General features: G+C 38.2%; 9 protein-coding genes and 2 pseudogenes. 3 read left to right on the top strand and 8 right to left on the bottom strand.

Going from position 1 to position 23,607, the window contains the following annotated elements:
- Position 1 precedes the first annotated feature (1 nt).
- From AC2IP4_RS05540 to AC2IP4_RS05525, 4 genes are all read right to left on the bottom strand, one after another.
- The gene (locus tag AC2IP4_RS05540) at positions 2-718 is read right to left on the bottom strand and encodes a hypothetical protein (protein ID WP_486310637.1); all 717 of its coding nucleotides are present in this window, start codon (positions 716-718) and stop codon (positions 2-4) included.
- A gap of 1 nt (position 719) precedes the next feature.
- A complete protein-coding gene (locus AC2IP4_RS05535; RefSeq protein WP_486310636.1) occupies positions 720-3,479 on the bottom strand; it encodes a TcfC E-set like domain-containing protein in 2,760 nt (919 codons plus the stop codon).
- Positions 3,479-3,805, bottom strand: coding sequence for a hypothetical protein (locus AC2IP4_RS05530; RefSeq protein ID WP_486317128.1), 327 nt, complete (start codon positions 3,803-3,805; stop codon positions 3,479-3,481). Before AC2IP4_RS05530 ends, AC2IP4_RS05535 begins: the two co-directional genes overlap by 1 nt.
- Positions 3,806-4,070: 265 nt before the next feature.
- Positions 4,071-4,610 carry a hypothetical protein gene (locus tag AC2IP4_RS05525; RefSeq protein WP_486310634.1) on the bottom strand — a complete coding sequence of 180 codons (540 nt, stop codon included), beginning with the start codon at positions 4,608-4,610 and terminating at the stop codon, positions 4,071-4,073.
- Positions 4,611-5,287: 677 nt separating this feature from the next.
- Between AC2IP4_RS05525 and AC2IP4_RS05520 the strand changes: the two genes are divergently transcribed.
- Positions 5,288-6,478 carry a class I SAM-dependent methyltransferase gene (locus tag AC2IP4_RS05520; protein WP_486310633.1) on the top strand — a complete coding sequence of 397 codons (1,191 nt, stop codon included), beginning with the start codon at positions 5,288-5,290 and terminating at the stop codon, positions 6,476-6,478.
- A gap of 94 nt (positions 6,479-6,572) precedes the next feature.
- On the opposite strand, the gene AC2IP4_RS05515 is transcribed toward AC2IP4_RS05520, so the two are convergent.
- On the bottom strand, positions 6,573-19,193 hold the full coding sequence (locus AC2IP4_RS05515) for a retention module-containing protein (protein ID WP_486310632.1): 12,621 nt from the start codon (positions 19,191-19,193) through the stop codon (positions 6,573-6,575).
- Positions 19,194-19,413: 220 nt separating this feature from the next.
- Between AC2IP4_RS05515 and AC2IP4_RS05510 the strand changes: the two genes are divergently transcribed.
- On the top strand, positions 19,414-19,764 hold the full coding sequence (locus AC2IP4_RS05510; protein WP_375322606.1) for a DUF2750 domain-containing protein: 351 nt from the start codon (positions 19,414-19,416) through the stop codon (positions 19,762-19,764).
- 65 nt (positions 19,765-19,829) lie between these two features.
- On the opposite strand, the pseudogene glpQ reads toward AC2IP4_RS05510, so the two are convergent.
- Positions 19,830-20,888: pseudogene (glpQ, locus tag AC2IP4_RS05505) on the bottom strand (glycerophosphodiester phosphodiesterase).
- Positions 20,889-21,022: 134 nt separating this feature from the next.
- Positions 21,023-21,418: pseudogene (glpT, locus tag AC2IP4_RS05500) on the bottom strand (glycerol-3-phosphate transporter); the annotation flags it as partial.
- Positions 21,419-21,789: 371 nt separating this feature from the next.
- On the opposite strand from glpT, the gene AC2IP4_RS05495 reads away from it, so the two are divergent.
- Positions 21,790-22,884 carry an ElyC/SanA/YdcF family protein gene (locus AC2IP4_RS05495; protein WP_375322607.1) on the top strand — a complete coding sequence of 365 codons (1,095 nt, stop codon included), beginning with the start codon at positions 21,790-21,792 and terminating at the stop codon, positions 22,882-22,884.
- Between the two features lie 77 nt (positions 22,885-22,961).
- Here AC2IP4_RS05495 and AC2IP4_RS05490 read toward each other — a convergent pair whose 3' ends face one another.
- Positions 22,962-23,603 carry a thiopurine S-methyltransferase gene (locus AC2IP4_RS05490; protein WP_375322608.1) on the bottom strand — a complete coding sequence of 214 codons (642 nt, stop codon included), beginning with the start codon at positions 23,601-23,603 and terminating at the stop codon, positions 22,962-22,964.
- Positions 23,604-23,607 lie beyond the last annotated feature (4 nt).

Below are 23,607 nucleotides of genomic sequence, written 5' to 3'. Positions count from 1 at the left end.
GCTACTTCCTCGTCAGCTTAGTTCCTGATGTTACTGTTCTTTCTTGGTAATACGTTAAATCATGATTACCAATCGCTAAATTAATGCTTGGGTTTACTGCATTATCAAGTAACTTAAATTCTTTATCTCGCCCCGCTAATACCGTTAACCTTTGGCTACAACCTGTTGTTATTTCAGACGTACACTGATTCACGTGAATTTTTAAGAATGTATTACCACTATTTTTAACTCGAAGTGTTTTTCCTTTATTTTCAATCGTATACTGAATGTCACTTTTTTCAGCAGGGATAACAAAAATAGGTGCATAACCATAATTAAAGTTTACTGCCGATTCTTGTTTTTCACCTTCTTTGTAATAGACACTTGGTATAAATTCAACGCGATAAACTTGATCTTCACTTGTATCACAGCTTTCAGAACAAAGTGAACGAACACCTATATTTTTAGCTCTATGTGCATCTAAAATAAGCTTTGGTTGAGTTGTTGTCACTTCCCAATCTTTCAAGTTCTCTTTTACATAAGGAATATAAGAAACGACATTATCTGAAATATCGACTTTACTCACTTTTGTTTTAATAAAGCTGGCCTTGTCTGTTTCATTCGTCAGAGTAAAAACACCAGAGCCTCCTTTATCCGATACTTTTACCATGGTGTCTATTTGTAACGCTTGAGCGCCAGTAGACAAAAGCAATAAACTCAGTAAATAGGATATTTTCATTTTATCTCCACGAATCATCTAAAACTAAAACAACTGGAACACCAAATCTGGAATCATTATCCGCTGTCATTAATATATTATTAAACAATGTTTTATCATTTTTTGTTATTTCATAACCGTCATCCACTGTGACATAAACTAATAAATCATCTTCAATTTTCTTTTCAATTAACTTATATGGTTTTTTATTAAGATATGAATAAACCTCTTTCGATTCTTTTGTATCTTTAAATTTACCAATATAATATACAGGCTTATCTTTACCCTCTTTATCCGCTAATCTAAATTCCGCATCACTTTCTTCATCAACAAAAGGAACACAGTGATTTTGGCCTAGATTTAACGATGTAATATTTTTAACGCCGGGTGTTAAACACACCATATCATCAGCACGTAAAATAAATTCTTGTCCCTCTCTTACTGCTACTTTATATACGCCATCAGAAATAGGAGCAATATCTACACAACCGTCACCTTGACAGCTAATTCCCTCAACAGTGTTTGCAAAAAGATCATCAAATGTAGCAACAAAAGTAATCACCTTGCCAACTTGTACATCCATCTGGTAAATACTTCCCGGAAAAGAAAAACCAGTAAAACTGTTATCGCCATAATTTTCTAGTGAAACACTTTCCGTATCGATTTCACCTTGGTAGCTTTCATATTTATCAAGAGGTACTAAAATCTGGTCGTCATAAATAAATGAAGACGCTACATTTCTTTCATTTCGCTTAAGTGATAACAAGCCTAAATTATCAATATTCTCACTTTCTGTATCTACATTGAGTAATAAGTAAGAGTCAGATTTTTTATTTGTCGCAATAACTCCATCTTCCGTGACAACTTGTGAACTACTGAATCCAGCATTAACATAGCGTTCTCCAGAGGTATCAGCATATGCATAGACATTTGATTCATAAGTTCTACCCGAAGCATTGCCATAAGTAACGATTTCAGATACAGCTCGATCACTGTAATTAGATTGAGCCACTTTGACTTGTAAATTTTGATCTTTATTTTCTATTAGATCCGATGTTTCTAACCCATTGGTAAATTGTGAAGCCCTGCCATCATGAGTATATAATGATGACGTTGCAGTTAACGAATCTCCCAAAGGTATTGTCAAGTTGAGCGTCAATTCTAAACCATCAGAATTAGTCTCCTCACCATAACCTGCATACATCAAATTAGCATTCAATAAATTACCACCTGAAAATTGATAGTTTAAGCTTGAATTGATAGACCAATACTCATAATCATTACCACTTTCACCGTAACTATAGCTTGATTGCCCAGATAAACGGCTAGAAATAGCATAGTTTGTATTTACAGTTAATGACTTTCGACTCGATGAGCCCTGTAAATATTCTGCAAAAACATCCTCTTCGACATAATCATAATCTTCATAATTTAAACCAAACCAACGTGTGTTTAAGTTAATTGTTTGAGAGCTTGAACCTTGATTATAATGACTATATAAATACGTAATATCGCTGCCTACCGGTAACATCAGTTTTGATGCTATTTTTCCAACAAGATTATTGTCTTTTGCTGCTGTGAGTCCTGTTCCAACTAATATTGTGTTATTTACTTGATATGAGTATAGACCCTTTAAGAAAAGTGTGTCGTCAAAATCTTCTGCATATACCTTTTCACCAGAGCTCTCAGTGTTTTCATCAAAAGGATCATCGAGGTTATCATATAATGTATAACTTGATTCTTTATAAACCCCCGCCGAAAACATGAAGCTACTCTCTTTGGCACTCAGTGTATTATCACCCGTATTATAAACGGGGTAAATTTGATTTAGCGACACGACACCATTGGATACAATCTCTATACGAACATCATATCTTCCTGATGGTAATTCTGTATAAGGGATATTTCCAGAACCCGCATTAACGGTGTATTGCTTAATTATACGACCGTCTTTATAGACTGTCATCGACCCTGCAGAGGGAGCATAAAAATACACTTTCTTATAATAACTTTGAGAGTTTTCTAATAAATTTTTTGATGACCCAAAATGTATAGATAAATCTTTTGTATTGTCTTTTTCAAATAGAACATCTGTTGCGTTCGTATTTTGATTATTGTCAAATAACCCAACTTGTAATTGATAAGCATTAAAATCAATATTATAAGCCAATTTATTTACATCAAAATAATCATCGGCACTATCATTAAGATAAGCCGTTACATCAGAGGAAAGGTAGCCATAAGCCAATCCAATAGATGTTAAATCATTAACCGACAACGAGTTAGAATCAGTATCTGCTGATAAGTAAGCATCTACATGATTAACTAGAGCAGTGTCTTTGTTATGATTATTTACATAACTTTGTTGGTTTTTATCATCTAATAATACATTTGGAGAGAAATACACATACAATTTATTTTTATCAAAATCATAAACAAAGTCGTATTTCTGTGAGTTAACTACGCATTCTGAAATCATACCCACGCATAACGTTGAGTTTTCAATACCTTCTGTTTTCAAAGAATGAATAATAGTATTTATTGTTTTCTCTTTAACACGAGAAGCAGTTAAGTAATTACGAAAATCTATCTCACTCTTTTTAGAATTAATCTTAACGGTATTGTAATTAGCAAGAAGTATTACTTCTGCACGCTTTCCTTCAACATTAGTTACTGTGATTTTAGTTTCTTTATATTCATACATCACTATAAAGTCATCTGGGACAGTATCAGCAAGTAAAACAGAAGAAAATAAGGCCAGAAGCAACATAAAATAACGCATTAAATATCGACTCCTACTTCAACTGATATATCGCCAGAACATGATATGATCGACTTATCTAGCTTTTCAAATAATAGGGTGACGTCATTTTCATCTGATAGAAAGCCATTGATTTCACTTTCAAAACCCAGAGAAGTGACAGGAACATTTAACGCCAATAATTCTTTATTAAACATTACATTAGGGGGTAGTGATTCGATAACTTCATCATTTCCATTAATACAGACACTTTTATTTTCTATCAGGCTTAATGAATAAGTAAAATTATCAGCACCTTCATCTACTGGTATGTTCGTTTCAACATTCAGAGATAAATCAGCCGACATGAATGCTCCTGTTTCTTTATCGTATTTAAGAAATATTGTATTTGGAAAGAAATTTACATTAGTGATTTTATAGTCAAGAACCTCACTAGTAATTGAAGAGGTCACTTGAAAAAATAAAGGTATACGCGGAGTAGACCAAACATTAAATGACATCAAAAAAAACACAAATATAAATTTATTCACCATTACTTATCCCTCGCTTGAGCCGTAAATAAAAAATAAGGTTCGGAATGCCGAACCTTATTAGCGTAATAATTAAGTAAACTTATAGAACAAATGCAGCAGTCATTGTTACATCTACATTTGCAGTTGCAGTTTTATCAGTAATATCAGCAGGAGATAGTGGTGCTGTATTTTTAACATTTAGGCTCATTGATTGTGTCGTAGGAATCTCTGTACCAACAACTAACGCCGTTGCTGGATCTGTTGCATCAAACACTTCAACGTTTGAGCTATTCATTGTGTTTGCACCCCAAGTGTATTGAACTGACTCTAACTTCCACGTAGCAGAAGCCATATCACCAACTATTAAAGTAGCGCTATCGTATTCACGAGATTCAAGTTCGATATCAGTCGAGTCAAATGTACCATTCGCTTCAAGATTAAGAGTACCTTTAGGAATACTTACACTACCATCTTTACCAGTAATAATAATGTTATCGCCAGGAATAATGTCTGCAATAGAGCCTTCCCAATGAATTGTTGTTTGAGCAGGAACTGTTGTAGCAGTTGGTGCGGCAAAAACAGCAGATGAAGAAACTAATGTAGTTGCGATGATAGCAGTAGTTAATAGTGTTTTTTTCATTTTAAATCCCGTCGTTCATATATAATTAATGTAAAGGTAAGTAACTTTTCAATACTTACATTAAGCAGCGAGAGTCGAGCCTCGCCGTCAGTCATTAAATATTCACACGAAAAGTTGAGTTAAAAAAGTAATAAAAAAAACAATCAATAAAAATCACAAACCAGATCTGTGCCACACTTTTTTATTACCCCTAACAACCCAACAAGCCCAAAATAGAACCAAGATCAACAAATAAGCAACCCCATTAATAACAACAACTTAGATATAAAAAAACATAAAACCCTCGCCCTACCCTCTAAAAACAGACCTTGTAAATCGGATAAACAGCCATATTTGATATAAACTGATTTTTATATTGAAAATCATTTCATTTAACCAATGACTTTATTTTAGTACATTTACATAAACAAACTTTCAATAAAAATACGCCTACTTTATATTCACGAGCTATATTTAAATTCAGCATTTAAATGAGGTTTACTATTCATTAGCTATCTTAAAAAATAAAATATAGAGAAATCTTCAATCTAAGTTATTACTGCCTTCTTTGCTAAATGTAGCTTTTACCTCTAATATTCTCTTTAAATACACAATTCTCCCTATCTCTCCTTCTTAGTTTGCTTTTCCTTGTGACTTAAAAGAGAATAGCCCCCTAATTAACTCATCAGAGCATCAATATGACTGTTTCAATCTATTTAGTAAAAGGACGTGATAAAGCATTGCGTCGCCGTCACCCTTGGATCTTTTCTCGTGGTATTGACCGCATTGATGGAAAAGCAGAGCTAGGTGAAACAGTTGAGATCTATTCAAACAGTGGTGAATGGCTAGCTCGTGGTGCATTTTCTCCACAATCTCAAATCCGCGCTCGTGTTTGGACGTTTGATAAAAACGAAGCAATTGATAAAGACTTTTTCGTTCGTCGTTTAAATCAAGCACAAGGCTTACGTGATGTTCTTGCTGAACGTGAAGGTTTAACTGGCTACCGTTTAATTGCTGCTGAGTCTGATGGTTTACCAGGTATTACTATTGACCGTTACCAAAACTATTTTGTTTGCCAATTATTGAGTGCTGGTGCTGAAGCAACTAAAGATTTATTAGTGGAAGCATTAATTGAATGCTACCCAGACTGTAATATTTACGAGCGTTCTGACGTTTCTGTTCGTAAAAAAGAAGGTCTAAAACAACGCACTGGTGTTTTACACGGTGAAGAGCCGCCAGAATCAGTGATCATTGAAGAGAACGGTGTAAAAATTAGCGTTGATATCGTTAATGGTCATAAAACAGGTTTCTACCTTGACCAACGTGATAGCCGTGAGCGTTCATGTAAATACGTTAAAGACAAAACAGTACTTAACTGTTTCTCTTACACGGGTGGCTTTGGTCTTTACTCTCTTAAAGGTGGAGCTAAACACGTTATTAATGCTGATGTTTCTCAACTTGCTTTGGATAACGCAAAAAACAACACGGAAATTAACGGATTTGACTTATCAAAAGCTGAATTCTTAAACGCTGATGTATTTAAGCTGCTTCGTGAATACCGTGATAACGGCACTAAATTTGATGTTGTGATCATGGATCCACCCAAATTTGCTGAATCTAAAAATCAGCTTACTGGTGCATGCCGTGGTTATAAAGACATCAATATGCTTGCGATGCAGATCCTAAATCCAGGCGGTACGTTATTAACGTATTCTTGTTCTGGTCTTATGGATACGGGCTTATTCCAAAAAATCGTTGCGGATGCAGCTCTTGATGCTAAGCGTACCGTTCAGTTTATTGAGCGTTTTGAGCAAGCAGCGGATCACCCTCTTGATTCAGCTTACCCTGAAGGTTTCTACCTGAAAGGCTTTGCTTGTCGCGTTGTATAAAACGAAATTAAGCACGCTTTAAAGTATTAAAAAAGGCGAGAAGGTTAACCCTTCTCGCCTTTTTATTTACATCAACTAAATATTATAAATAGTACTAATCCACTTTAAACATGTTGAAATCATTATATATTGTACTCAAGATATCTTGATCACTCATTGAGCCTAAATCACTGATCCCAAGAGTGGTACTATCTACGCCTTCTAACGTTATATCGGTTTTATTACCCAACTCATCAGTGACAGACAATACTGTTTGTGCATTACCATCATCAATATTTACATTAATGTGTTGTAACATATCATCCATTGTCGAGCTTGCTTGAATTGAATCAGGTAATAGGTCAGCCAAATCTAAAATATCAGCTTCACCATTAGCGGCTACGCCATCAACAGCAAAATCAGCAATTGAGGTTTGAGATGGCGTCGCAGGACTTCCTCCAATATCTTCAGCAAAATAGAAGATATCATTACCTGCACCACCAGTTAAAATATCATTCTCTCCTGATGCGTATAAGACGTTGTCACTTTCGTTACCAAACGTATCTGAAACAACCAGATGACCAGAATTAGTTAATGCATTCAACTTCTCTTCATCAGTCATTGAGGCGGTTGATTCTCCGGCTAATTCATCTAATGTTATACCATCGACAATAATAGTTTGAACCGTTGCCCCTGCTTCATTTATATAAATCTCGGTACTACCATCTACTTCACCAATTTGGATTTGAGATGCTAATACGGCAGAATCCCAAACTGTTGTGATATTTGCAATATCACTTAAGTCAATTTTGTCACTATCAAGATCAAAATCTTTAATCACATCACGAGCTAAGTCACCACCAATAGAGGCATTAGTCCAAGTGAAGGTATCTGCAGTACCTGTATCAGAAAGATCTAATGGATTACCAAATAGAAGTTCATCGTTTGTTGTTCCGGTTAAAATATCTGAACCAACAGCACCTTGAATGATGGTTGGAGCTGCAACCACCACGGTAATTACTTGCTGAGTAACGCCTCCTTTTCCATCAGAAGCCTCGACTGTAAACTCGTCTGTTGTATCTGCGGCTAATGCTAATGTACTGTCTTCAAGAAGAATATATGTCCATAAACCTGCCGAGTTAATACTTAATGTTCCATAAGCACTTGTCGCTGAAGACGTAGAAGCAAGCTGCCAGGTTATTGAATCATTTTCAGCATCGGTTGCTGTTAATTGCCCATTAGCCGTTTCAACTACACCTTCTTTTACGTCTGCCGTGCTTATTCCTGATATCTCTGGTGAGTCATTTTCTCCAGTGATATTAATTGTGATTACTTGCTGTGTTACCAGTCCAGAGGCATCAGTTACATCAATAACTAAAGACTCTTGAGCACCATCAATGCCTATCGCTTGTGAGAGTCCACTATCTAAATCGTATTCCCACTTACCTGTTATTGGGTCAACAATAAATGTCCCATACAAAGGTGTCGATGATGTTGATACAGTATAACCTATATCTGTACCTTCTGGGTCTAGATAAGCAATGGTACCTTCTGCATGCAGCGCTCCGTCTTCAACAACAGCTCCTGTCGTTTCTTGAGTAACCCCTGCATCGACAATTGGTTGGTCATCATTACCTGTGACACTAACAGTAATTTCTTGAGTTATTGTGCCTCCATTACCATCTGCCACTTCAATCGTGAATTTTTCTGTCGCTACAGTATCACCCAACACTTGAGCTTTATTGTTATCAAGTAAATAGGTCCACTCACCATTGCCATCAACAGTTAAAGCACCATATAAACCAGATAAATCTCCTGGCGTCCCTGCGGTGTTAGGCCCAGAAATCACTGAATAAGTGAAACTTGTATCGGTAAGATCAACATCGGATACATTTAATTGACCTGTAGCCGTTGCTGTACCGTCTTCATCAACACTACCAATAATGACGCTCGATACATCTATCGTTGGATCGTCATTTTCACCTGTAATATTAATAGTGATCTCTTGCTGTATTGTTCCACCGGTTTGATCTGTTACTTCAATTGTGTAAGTTTCTTGAGCACCAGCAACACCAATTTCTTGCGCTAATGCATTATCTAACTCATATGTCCATGTACCATCGGCACCCACAGTGAAGGTCCCATAAGGCGAGGATGGCGGATTAATCACATTGTAATTGATTAGATCCCCTTCAGGATCCACATAAGCAACTTGACCTGTTGCTGTCAGTGTTCCGTCTTCGACTACCGTACTCTCTACGACTTGAGGAATTGTCGTATCGATAATAGGATCATCATCTGTACCTGTAATATTTACGGTAACGTCTTGTGTAATTACACCACCATTCCCATCATCAATTTGAATAGTAAACGTTTCTGTGATGGTTTCATCACCGATATCTTGAGCTTTATCGTTATCTAATACGTAAGTCCATTCTCCGTTTGCATCAACGGTTACAGAGCCATAAGCATTTGTTGGTGATGTAATGACACTGAAATCAAACGTTGTATCTGAAATATCAATATCCGTAATATCTAATTGTCCAGATTGAGTCAAAGTACCATCTTCTTCAACATCAACAGAGAGAACACTAGTATTAACCACTTCAGGATCGTCATTTGTGCCATTGACTGTAAAAGTAATGTCTTGCGTACTACTTAAGCCATGTTCATCGGTCACTTTAACCGTGTAAGTTAATTCTAGTTTTTCACCTACACCAAGTTGTTGAATTTCTAATACTGAATTATCAACAACTAATTTATAGTCACCATTTGGTTCAAAGGTTAATATTCCAAGGCTATCACCACTTAGAACTTCCCATATGTGAGTATCTGCAGTATCAGGATCACCATCGTCCCAATTACCTGTGACTTCAATAGTATTCGATACTGTTACACCACTATCCTCTGTTAATTCAGTTGGTGTGGTAACGACTAGACTTGGGGCATCATTTTCACCATTGATGATGATAGTTATTGTCATATCCGTAGAAGCACCGAACTCATCTGTTGCTGTAATTGTGACGGTATCGGTCAGTGTTTCACCTTTTGATAAACTATTTACTGTAGGATCGTTACCATCAACTGTATAGATCCACTTACCTGTAGCTTCATCTACACTAACGACACCATAGCTTCCTTGCATACCAGCACTAACACTGATGCTATCCCCAATATCAGTTACATTAGTTACAAAGTTACCTGATGTAGTACTGCCATCTGTTTCTTGTACGACACCAGTATCCATTCCTGAAATTTGCGGGATATCATTGGTACCAGTGATATTTACCGTTACTTCTTGTGCTGTTTTTGCTCTGTGAACATCAACCGCAAATACGGTAAAGACCTCAGAAACCATCTCACCTTCTTTTAACCCTTGGATATGAGCTTCATTATTATCTAAGGTATAAGTCCATACACCATTTTCATCAATAGTGAACGTACCGTAGGTACCAGTGAGAGTTTTTGCGCTAAAGGTAACCGTATCACCGTTTGGATCCGTTGCGACTAATGCCTTAGAGTCGGTAATTGTTTCATCTTCTTTTAACTCCATAATGATTTGATCATTTTGAACTATTTCTGGTGGTAAATTTGAGCCATCAATGGTGACTGTCACTGTTTCAGTTGAGGTAGCACCATAAAGGTCCGTAACAGTCACTTCAAAAGTGTCTGATAATGTCTCACCAATACCAAGGAATTTCACTGCATCTAGCGAAGTGTTTAACTTATATGTCCATCGTCCAGTGTTTTCATTAAGAACTAATTCACCATAGGTTCCTACTTCTGTATTACCAAGATCGACAGTCCCTCCATTATCAGTAATTGACCATACATGAAAATCACCAGCATCAACGTCACCATCATTTAAGTTACCTGAAATTTGGCTATCAGAATCTGTATTTGAAATACTGCCAGTTAATGATCCTGAAATATCTGGAACATCATTTGTACCGGTAACATCAACTTTAAAGATCATCATCACGGGATTGCCGTGCTCATCAACAACTGTCTTACCAAACTTATCTACAACGGTAAGGCTAAATGTATCAGTAACCAGCTCATTTTTATTTAACTGCTGAACTTCTAAAGCGTCATTATCAAGTACATAGGTCCAATTGCCATCATTATCTAAAACCAGTGTACCGTACGTCCCATCACCAGAAACTAAATTCCAAGTAAGGTTAGGCGTTAAACCATCAACATCGTCTAGTTTACCCGTTTGTTCTAATGGACTTCCATCCTCTATGAAATCTATTTCTTCAATAATTAAAACCGTTTCGACATCATCGGCAACACCTATAATTTTAATGGTGATGAGAGAATCTGTACTCTTAGCCCCATGGTTATCTTCGACAACAACTCTAAAGAAATCACGTTCAATTTGTTCTGGTGTGAGCGCTTGTACCGTAGGATCTGCATTATCTAATACGTAAGTCCATTGTCCTGTCGCTTCATCTAACGTTAACCAACCATAAGTGCCTTTAACGGTTATAGAACCGTTAGTTGTATCACCATCTTCATCTGTAAGTTTATTGCCGAATATATCCACTAAGTACCAAGTGTGCGTATCACAGCTATCTGGATCGCTCACTTCTAGCTGACCTGAGACTTCAAGAATATCATCTTCAATTACTTCTCCTTGTTCACCGAACAATGGAGAATCAACTATAATTCCCGGAGTATCATTTGTTCCTAAAATAGTTACATTAACTAATACGCTAGAAGTCGTTCCACAACTATCAACAACGGTTACTGTCCATTTTTCGGTGACACTCTCTCCTTCGCACAATGAGTCTACATAGGGCTGAGAGTCATCAACATCGTAAACCCAAGTACCATCAGGATTAACAACAAGATCCCCAAATAAACCACCATTAACAGAAGATGCACCAGATACACTAGTAATCGTACAGCCTGAGGGTAACCCTAAGTCACCAGCAGTTATTGAACCACTTCCATCACCACCAACAAGGACTCCATTTTCATCTACACCTTCTTCTTTCGCTTCAATGTCAATAATTTCATCATACGAACCACCACCACCACCGCCATCAGGATCCGTATTTCCTTTTACGGTAACTTTGACTTCAAACGGTTCAGATACACCACCGTGCTTATCCGTAGCCGTGACCCAGAAAGAATCAATCCCAATTTCATCAAAATTAAGTGCATTAGTATCTGGATCAAAGTTATCTAACAAATAGGTCCATTGCCCATGTTCATCAATGGTTAATATTCCGTATATTCCCGCCCCATCTTGAACCTGCCAGCTAACTACCTCATCACCTAAATCAATATCATCTGCAATTACGTTGCCTGTTACTTTAGTAAATTGTCCATTAAACGCTTCATCTGCAGGTAAGAAATCCTGTGCATCTTCAATGACTGTTGCAGAACTATCACCAGAAACGACAGGTTTATCATTGGTGCCCACAATAGTAAAATCGATTTGTTCTGTAGTAAAACCACCATTAGAATCATGCGCAACAGCGGCAAAAGTCTCAGAGATGGTTTCCCCTTCATTTAAAGACTGAATCGCGGTCGAATTTTTATCAATTTCATAACGCCATGAACCATTAGCTTCAAGATAAAACGTACCATAGTTACCTACATAGGTTCGAACTTCAAAAGACGTTGTATCTCCAGCATCTACATCTGTGGCAATCAATTGACCAGTAACAATATCTGTCGCTTGATCTTCTTTATACTCTCCAGTTGCTCCGCCTGTAATTTCAGGTAGATCATTAGTGCCTTGAATGGTAATAACGATATCATCGGTTGATTCTAACCCCATAGAATCAGTTACCGTTACGGCAAATGTCTCAGTAAATATGTCATTAGGTCCAAGCGCTTGAATGGCAGTAAGAGAATTCATTAGTGTATATGTCCAACGACCATTAGAATTCATCGTTAATGAGCCATATTGGCCAACACCGTTTAATAAATTCCAAGCATGAATATCACCCACATCAGGGTCTGAACTGTTTAACTGCCCCTCAATTATTGTTGTTTGGTCTTCTATTACTGTTCCGGTTAAAGCACCACTTAAAGATGGTGCATCATTTGTCCCTTCAATCGTAATTTCAACTTCTTTTTCAGAGACTTCACCAAATGAATCCGTTACTTTTACTGTAATAGTATCAACAAGCTCTACACCTTCTCTTAAGCCATTAACAGTACTGTTATTATTGTTAAGAACATAGGTCCAATGCCCGTTATTATCGAGAGTAAACGTCCCGTACTGCCCTGCAGAACCAACAATTTCCCATTCAAGGGTATCCATTGAATCTAAATCACCAGACCGTAAATCGCCTGAGATTTCATTCGGATTCGCATCTTCTTTTATTTCACCAGTAGTATCACCAATAATGCCAGGAGAACTGTTTGTACCCGCAATATCAATAATCACTTCTATTTGATTAGTACCACCTTCACCATCATCAACTTCAACAACAAACTTATCTTGAACCGTTTGGCCAGAAGAAATCCCTATTGTGGCTGGTCTAGAGTTATCTAGTTGATAAATCCATTTGCCAGTATTAGGGTCAATACTTAATGTTCCGTAAACACCATCCGGAGTGAGAATTGACCATGTGTGATCATCTAAGCTATCCATATCAACAGCGGTTAACTCACCAGTTGCTACGTCTTTTCCTGTTGTTCCTTCAATAGCACTACCAGTTATTGCACCACCAATCGAAGGTTGATCATTATCACCAATAATATCAATGACGATTTCTTTTGATGTTGATGCACCAAAACTGTCCGTAACTGTTACCGTAAAGCTATCCTGTGCATTTTCACCTTCAGATAGACTTTGAACTGAAGCCTTATCATTATCTAAATTATAAACCCAACGTCCATCCGCACTTAATGTTAATGTTCCGTATGAACCTGTTTTAGAGTCAAGGGTCCATGTATAAGTATCTCTAATATCTTTATCATCAGGTTCAAGTTGACCATTAACAATAGTGATTGCTGAATCTTCTTCAACAATTCCAGTTAAATTACCGGATAACTCAGGTATATCATTAGTTCCCGTTACCTCGACAGTAACTTCAACAGTATCAATTGCACCATATTGGTCTTCAACTTGAATAATGAATTTTTCTTGAACTACTTGACCTTCAAGTAGGCCTTGAGTTAGTCGTGAAGAATTATCTATGGTGTATGTCCACTCACCATTAGCATCAAGGAACATTGAACCAAATATTCCTTTAGGATCAGTTAATAACGTCCAGCTATGCGTATCAGTAATATCAACATCGCCATCAGTTAGCTGACCAGAAACAGAGACTTGATCATCTTCAATAATAGTATTAGATGTTTTACCACCAATAACGGGTATATCATTGGTACCTAAAACCTCAACAGTGATCATTATGGCGTTAGTTCCACCATTACCATCATCAACCGCTATGGTAAATGTTTCAAATTCTTGTTGGTTCTCAGCTAATGCTTGAGTATCAGGATTTGATGGGTCTAATGCATAAATCCAGTTCCCATCAGCGTCTACCGTCATGGTTCCGTATTTACCGACACCACCCCCCTCGACAAGCCAAGTATGGGTATCCGTAAAATCAACATCAACTGCAGTTAATGCGCCCGTTGCTGTCGGTATAATGTCTTCGACTGCCGTACCTGCTGTTCTACCTGTAATCTCGGGTCTATCATTAGTGCCTATGATGGTAACTTCAACAGTATGCTGAGCATAACCGTTATTTCCATCACCAACGACTACAACAAAACTTTCAACAACCGTTTCATCTTTTGCCAGTAGCTGAGCTTCATCATTTTTAAGAACATAAGTCCATTTACCAGTAGCTGCATCAATAGAGAAATTACCTAATTTAGACTCATCTGCACCGATAACAAACCAATTATGAGTATCTGAATCATCTACATCATTAACTATTAAGGTATCTGAAATCGTTTGAACTCCGTCCTCTATGACAGTACCGGTATCATTACTATCTACAACGGTAGGTAAATCGTTAGTTCCTTCTAGCGAAATAACGATTTCTTTTTGAGCCGTTCCACCTTGCCCATCATCAACCGTGACAATGAACTTATCTTCACCCGCCTCTCCCTCTGCCAATTTTTGCGTAGCATCTAATGCATTATTTATGGTGTAAACCCATTTACCGTTTGCATCAACAGTAATAGAGCCATAGGTTCCACTAGCTGGTTGAACATCCCATGTATGAGTATCACTTAAATCAACATCATCAACAATTAATTGGCCTTCTGTGGTTTCAATTGAATCTTCTTTTACTGATCCTGTAGCTTGTCCCGATAATTCAGGTAAATCATTGGTTCCGTTAATAGTAATTTCAATCGTTTCTGTAATGACACCACCAGCACCATCACTTAATTCCACAGTATAGTATTCTTTTACCGGATCATCACCAGCACCAAGCGATTGAGCGGCATCGTTATCTAAAGTGTATAACCAAACACCAGTAGCAGCATCAAGCGTAAACTTACCGTAAGTACCCGTATCTGAGCCAACGATATTCCAATTAAATGAACTTGTAGCGTCTTCATCTGTTGCTGTTAACGTTCCTGTTGTAGTTAGTGTCATATCTTCTGTCACATCACCAACAGCATCGCCACCAATTACAGGAACACCATTTGTACCAACCACAGTAATGACAATTTCAATTGTGTCAGTTCCACCTTGGTTATCATCAACCGTTACCGTGAACTTATCTTCTACACTTTGGCCTTCAATCAATTCTTGAGTAGCAGATAATGTGTTGTCTATGGTGTAAACCCATTTACCGGTTACAGGATCAATCGCAATCGAACCATAAGTACCGTTATTACTGTCTACACTCCAAGCGTGAACATCGATTAAGTCGACATCTTCAACGGTCAATTGACCTTCTGCTTCAGTTTGGGTTGCCGTATCTTCTTTTACTAAGCCTGTGGCTTGACCAGATACCACGGGTTCATCATTAGTGCCTGTTATTTCAATAGAAACTGTTTCAGTGGTTAAACCACCTTGGCCATCATCGACTTGAATTTGATATTCAACAGTATGCGTTTCACCATTAGCCAGCGCTTGAACTTGTGAAGCGGTATTATTCAGGGTGTATTCCCATTTGCCTGAACCGTCAGCATTAGTCGAAACAACAATAGAACCATAAGGATCTGTATTTGAAGAAAGCAGTGTCCAAGTGTGTGAATCTAGTATATCGACATCATCAACAAACAGATCGCCGCTTGCACTCAGAACAGTCTCTTCGGTTATATATCCAGAGGTTACTGATGATCCTGCAACACTCGGAAGATCATTGGTGCCAGTGACTTCAACAGTCACTGTGTGCGTCACCGTTCCGCCATTGCCATCATCGGCAACGATCTCAAACGTTTCAGTTTTCACTTCGCCATTAGAAATAGCTTGAGTCACATCCAAGCTATTATCTAAGGTGTAAGTCCACTTACCTGTTGCATCAACGGTTAATGCGCCATATGTGCCTGCACCATCAGTCACTGACCACGCATGCGTATCGGTGGTATCTGCATCGGTTACTTCTAATTGACCTTCTGCAACCCCTACGCTGCCTTCAACAACCGCACCTGTATCCGTACCACTGATGGTTGGGCCATCATTTGAGCCTGTAACCGTAATCGTGACTTCTTGTGTATCGATGCCACCGTGGTTGTCTTCAACTTGAACCACATAGACGATGTCCATCGTCTCGCCAACGCCCAACGCAATCACACTCGCTGACGCGGTGTTTAAATCAAACGTCCACTTACCATTCACATCAACGCTGAACGTACCCAATTCATCATTGGTGTTCGCTTCCACAGTCCACGTGTGCGTGTCTAATGTATCGACATCTTCTAGAGCTAAATCGCCGGTTGCACTTTCTGTTGCTCGGTGCTCTACCTCCCCCACAATCACGGATGTGTCTGTAATTTCTGGAATGTCATTGGTACCGGTGACTTCAACAGTCACTGTGTGCGTCACCGTACCGCCGTTGCCATCATTGACCACAACCTCAAACGTTTCTGTTTTCACTTCGCCATTAGAAATAGCTTGAGTCACATCTAAGCCATTATCTAAGGTGTAAGTCCACTTACCTGTTGCATCAACGGTTAATACGCCATATGTGCCTGCACCATCAGTCACTGACCATGCATGCGTATCAGTGGTATCTGCATCGGTTGCTTCTAATTGACCTTCTGCAACCCCTACGCTGTCTTCAACAACCGAACCTGTATCGGTGCCGCTGATGGTTGGGCCATCGTTTGAGCCTGTAACCGTAATAGTGACTTCTTGTGTATCGATGCCACCGTGGTTGTCTTCAACTTGAACCACATAGACGATGTCCATCGTCTCGCCAACGCCCAACGCAATCACACTCGCTGACGCGGTGTTTAAATCAAACGTCCACTTACCATCCGCATCAACGCTGAACGTACCCAATTCGTCATTACTGTTCGCTTCCACAGTCCACGTGTGCGTGTCTAATGTATCGACATCTTCTAAAGCTAAATCGCCGGTTGCACTTTCTGTTGCTCGGTGCTCTACCGCACCCACAATCACGGATGTGTCTGTAATTTCTGGAATGTCATTGGTACCGGTGACTTCAACAGTCACTGTGTGCGTCACCGCTCCGCCATTGCCATCGTCGGCAACGATCTCAAATATTTCAGTTTTAATTTCATCTTTAGAAATAGCTTGAGTAACATCTAAACTATTATCTAGGGTGTAGGTCCACTTACCGGCGCTATCTACGCTTAAAGAACCAAATACCCCAGCACCGTTAGTAACAGACCATGATACCGAGTCATTAACATCACCATCTGTTGCAATTAACTCCCCAGTAGTACTTCCCAACACATCTTCAACAACAGAGCCTGTATCAGAACCACTAATAACAGGGCCATCATTTGAACCTGTAACAGTAATAGTTACATCTTGAAGATCAGTGCCACCGTGGTTATCTGCCACTTCTACTCTGTATATGATATCTAGTGTTTCGCCCGCACCTAACCCAATCACGGCGATAGATGCTGAGTTCAAATTAAATGTCCATTTACCTGCCGCATCAACAGAAAAGGAACCAAGGTCATCATTTGAATTTGGTTGAACAGTCCATGTATGAGTATCTAAAGTATCAACATCTTCAAAAGTCAGATCGCCAGTTGCACTTTCTACAACACGATGCTCAACAGCACCTGCAATAACAGAGGTATCCGTAATTTCTGGATTATCGTTAGTGCCTGTTACATCAATGGTGATGGTATGGGTTACTTGACCACCATTACCATCATCAGCAACCACTTCAAACGTTTCAGTTTGAGTTTCACCTTGTGATAACGCTTGAGTCGCAGATAAGTTATTATCAATGCTATAAGTCCATTTACCTGTACTATCAATAACAAGCGAACCGTACATACCTAGATTTGGAGCAGTCACCGACCATGACACTGAATCTCCAGCGTCGACATCAACAGCTGTTAATTGCCCATTAGCAGAGTCAATTAAATCCTCAACAACACGCCCTGTACTTGTACCACTAATGACGGGTTCATCATTGGTACCATTAATCGTAATAACCACTTCTTGTTCGGCAATGCCGCCATTACCATCATCGACTTGAATGGTAAATGTTTCAGTAACAACATCGCCTTTCCCCAGAGCTTGAGTCTCATCTCTAGAATTATCTAATGTGTATTCCCACACACCATTATTTATGGTTAATACACCATAAGTAGCATTACCACCTTCAACAATTGTCCAAGTATGAGTATCTAATGTATCTACATCTGCAACTGTTAATGTCTCACTGACGGTTGGATCAGTATCATCAACATCCCCCTCAGTCAGCTCACCAACAGAAATACCTGAAATCACAGGTTCATCATTAGTACCTACAATAACTACTGTAACCTGCTGAGTTGATGTTAAATTTCCACCAGCAGAAACTGAAACCTCAAACACATCAGTAATAATCTGACCATTAGCTAATGACTGAACTGATAAAGCACTATTATCAAGAATGTATTCCCACTCACCCGTAATTGGGTTTAAAGTTAACGTACCAAATTCACTTGTAGGAGAGCCATTAATCGACCAAGTGTACGAAAAGTTACTTTGAGGATTAGTAACAGCTAATTGACCTTCAGACTCAAAAAGTTCATCTTCTTTTGTTAAACCTGAATTATTTGGTGTAATAATTGGTGTCGCAGGAGCATTCGTTGGATCATTACCACTTAAATTATCGATATCATCTTGATTATCATAGGAGAATACATCCGAAGTAGTGAAGTTTGTTGTTGCGATATCTGAATAATAGCCGTACTCAATCACAACAAAACCACCGTTTGCTGAGCCATCGCCTTCACCAGCAGCAGAAGCTTCAAGGATCTCAGTTGGATCTTCCCCCGCTAAAATAGCATCTTGAATAGCCGAAATATCTAATTCATCCGTTGCTTCTGTAGGATCAAAAGTTACTTTCCCATCTATTGATTGCACTTGCAGTGGATCATCAGTTTTCGTTTCGTCAAGACAGCCCATACAGTTTTTATCAATGGTTACTAACTTACCGTTAATTTGAACAACCACTTTAGCGTCATACCCAGTAAACAAAACTAAATCACGCCCAATATTTTGACCTACACTTACTTTTGTAGGTACACCAGACTGGTTTAATGTATAGGCGTCACCTTCAATTTTTTTTATTTCTATTTGAGAAGGGATTATTGTTTCTTTCATGCAATCACCTACAATCCATTTAGCGGTATAACAAATTAATTTTCATGTGTGTTTTAAGCATAGAATAAAAATGCGTCAATACACAAAATGACAAACCGTTAATTTGTTGTTATAAAATTATTATCTGATAGTTTTATAACATAATTTTTTCCAAATTTAAGTATCATAATCCGCATAATCCTTTATTATTCACCATGTTTATTTTAATCGAGACATCATCATGAGCAAATTAACGTCAGATACTCAAACAAACCTAGATCTTTTCATCGCTGAAACGAAAGAAACGCAGCTAGTTTGGAGCCTTTATAACGAAGAAGGTTGGATCTCTGTTGAGTCAACTGAATTTGAAAACTCTGAAGTAATGCCATTCTGGTCTAATAAAGAAGACGCAGCATTTCATAATGTTGAAGAGTGGGCTGATTTTGAAGTAACCGAAATTCCACTAGATATCTTCGCAGAAGACTGGCTAGTAACGTTATCTGAAGATGGTGTTTTAGTTGGTGCTAACTGGAACCAACAACTTGAAGGCAAAGAAGTTGAAGCAAGTGATCTTGTAAAGCTTTACCTGTAATTCGACTTGTTTTAGATAAGTAATAAGAAGGCAGTAATCATACTGCCTTTTTTGTTTCCGCTTACTTACTGTTTATTTAAAAAATTCACAGCTTTATCTGGGTAATCTGTAAACACACCGTCTACTTTCACTTTGTTATAAAATACATCTAACATATCTTCAAAGCTCGTCGCATATGGTGCAATACGATCTGGTTCAGCTCGGAAAGTAAATGGATGTACTACTAACCCAGCATCTTTTGCTTGTTTCATTAATGGTTTAATAATGATGTTATCTTTGATTGATTCATTATCAACTAACATTGGTTTCCAAGGACCAATACCATCAGCATAGGCTGCCACTTTTCTCATACCATCAAGCTCAAACATCCAATCATAACTATAAGGTTCTACAAACTCCCCATGATAAGTCATGGTTTCATTTCAATCAGTATAAGCAATCAATTGAACCAGTTTTAAATCCATCTTCATCGCTGGTAGTAACTCATCATTAATCCTTTTTAATTCAATTGGATCAAAGGATTGTAGATAAATTTTATCGTTTTTACTGTCATAGCCATATTTTTTCAATACTGTGAGTACTGCTTTACTAATATCTTTCCCTTCATGACGATGAAACCAAGGCGCTTTTATTTCAGGATACAAACCAATATCGTAGCCTAACGTTTGATTTAAGCCTTGAATCAATTCAATTTCTTCAGCAAGAGTTGGTACCGTAAAGCTCGATTTCCACATAGGGAAGCGATTTGGATAACCTGCTACTTTATCTCCTTTCTCATCAACGTTAAAACCTTCAGTTACGCGCAGACTCTTTATCTCAGCTAAAGTAAAATCAATAGCGTAATAACGACCATCATCACGAGCACGCTCAGGAAAGCGTTCAGCAACATCAGTAACTCGATCAAGGTAATGATCATGCAACATAACGAGTTGGTCATCTTTCGTCATTACTACATCTTGTTCGATGTAATCAGGCTTCATCGCATAAGCAAGGGTTTTGGCTTCTAATGTATGTTCAGGTAAATAACCTGACGCACCTCGATGAGCAATAACAAGAGGGTCAGCATTTGCCCATGTAGAACAAACTAGAGTGAAGATAGAGAGAGGGAGTATTTTACATTTCATAATTCAGTCCTTAAAAATTCCCAAAGATTAATCTAGAGGAAAAAGCCATAAATGATTAACTTGCTGATAATACATACTAATGAATACACAAATTAACCAAATATGACTTCAAATTTATGATATTTTAATGACGATTAAGCGATTGTTGCGTGTTCCTTTTCTTTCGCTTTATGATGATTACGCTCACCGATAAAAGCGTAAAACAAGCAAACTATCGATAGAATACAAGAAGCGACTAAAATCATGAAACCGCCATCCCATCCAAAGTGATCAACGGTATAACCAAGAATAATGTTGGCTGTCACTGCGCCGCCAAGATAACCGAATAATCCCGTTAAGCCTGCCGCTGTACCTGCCGCTTTTTTAGGAACAAGCTCAAGTGCATAAAGTCCAATAAGCATAACAGGGCCATAAATTAAAAAACCAATCGCAACCAAAGCAATCATATCAATCGTTGGATTACCTGCTGGGTTAAACCAATAAACCAACACCGCAAAAGTTACAAGAGCCATAAATAAAATACCGGCCGGAAGCGAGGCGTTTTATATGTGCTTGGGGTTTAAATATACCAAACATAGTTAACTCCATTATGATATTTGCGATGGGAGATGAAAGCTCGAACGAATGAATTAAACGCTCGTTCGAAAGTAAACACATTGTGATGCCCAAGGAGAATTGTTTCTGTGACTAACCTTACAAGTTGAGAAATTATCAAAATTAATTAAGTAAAAGTTAGAGAGTAATTGATTTAATTTTGGCTGGATTTCTTATTGCTTGTGACGCTAGTTCATACAATTAACATTTGAGTCTGATAAATAAAAATAAATACGATTGCGCTCACAGCACACCATTTTCTCAAATCGTAGGATGACTTCTTCTTGTTGATAACTTTGGAATCATTATGAAACGCACACTCTTAACCCTTTCTTTGGCGGCTATCCTTTCTAGCTCTCTTTACTCAGCGCCAAGCATTGCTGCATTAGATGCGGTTCAACCACAGATTAATTACACAGAAATGACCTCTCAGCGTCAGGTAGTCGACCAATTACTTAATGATGCTTATCAAACCTTTAAAAACCCAGCTCGTATCTCTCATGCAGGTTTTACGGCTAAAATGCCAAGCAACATGGAGATGATCACTAACAACTTACTTGATGCTTATAAACTTGAACCCTATCGTGTCGATTTATTGTTTTCTGCCGCTAATGCTCAGATTTATAACAGCAATGTAGACCGAGCAATTGAGCTATTTTCTCAAATTTTAGATGTGGCTCCTGATGATGTAGACGCTCATTCATATCTTGTTATTTGGCAAAACTTTAAAGGCAACCAAAGCGAAGTAACCAAACATTTAAATGCTCTAGAACAGCTAAATAAAGGACGTGTTGCTGATTTGAAAAAAATCATGTCGACCATTGATAGAATCGTTGATACGCCATTAAGTAATACAATCAAAAAACCAGCCAAAGGTAATAATGCAATCATCACCCTAGGGTACGCCTTAAATCCAGATGGCAGCATGAACGACATCTTAATTGATCGATTAAATGCAACGCTAACGATGGCGAAGAAGAACCCTAACACTTACATCGTAGTGACTGGCGGTGTACCTAAAAATCACAAAACCGAAGGTAAGTTAATGGCTGATTGGTTAGTGAAAAATGGAATAGATAAATCTCGTATTATTGAAGACAACTACGCCAGAAGTACGGTAGAAAACGCATTATACAGCAGCTACGCATTAGCTCGTCATGATATTGACCACGCTACAATTATTAGTTCGGCAAGCCATGTTCGCCGTGGACAAGCATTATTTGAAGTGGCTAGCTGGCAGACTGGCCCTAAAGGGATCACGTTTGATACCTATGCCGCTAACGATCGTCCATTAGAAGAATTGAAAGTCCCGACAGACGGTGAGTTATTAGGTATTTATCGTGATGCATTACGTGTTTATGGTATGTGGAGCTACCGTTCGTATCCTTTAGAACAACGATAATTTCATTTACTTTCTACATGATAAATAAGCAAAAGGTGACTAATCTATATGGTCACCTTTTATATTCTGACTATTTATTAATTCTCAATCAACCACACTTCTTCCGCAAAGCGTGATAATCCTTTTTTAATTCTGGGATGATTTGCATCGGCTTCATCACGCAGTAAGCGAGTAATCGTCATACCTGAAAATAGTGAACGAACTTCCTCTTCTGGCACTGAGAATGGAGGTCCTGACATTTCATCTTGAGCGTAATCTAATGTCACTAATAAGATACGTCCGCCCTCTTTTAAACGAGTGCGTAAAACTTGCACATACTCTACTCGCATCTCTTTAGGCAGGGCAACAAGGGCTGCGCGATCATAAATAAGGTCGGTGGCTTCAATAGGCGCAGTAAAGTAATCACCAGAATAAATGGTAAATTCATCAAACTCATACAATTCAAGACTGCTAGTTAATGCAGTGACTGTTGGTGTGTACAGACGCTCAGCAAAAAAAGCACGCACTGCTATTTTACTTAACTCAACACCCGTGACTGAATTATGCTTCTCTGCAAGCCAATCTAAATCCATTGATTTACCACATAAAGGAACAAAAACACTCTCATTACTACTTGGTTTCAACGCCGACCAATACTGAGTCAAGATTGGGTTTATGTCCGATAGATGAAAACCTATAACGTTACTTGCCCATTTCTTTTCCCAAAATTCATGATCCATTTCA

This window comes from Aliivibrio thorii (assembly GCF_057368585.1).
This window is presented reverse-complemented; position numbering and strand designations above follow the sequence as displayed.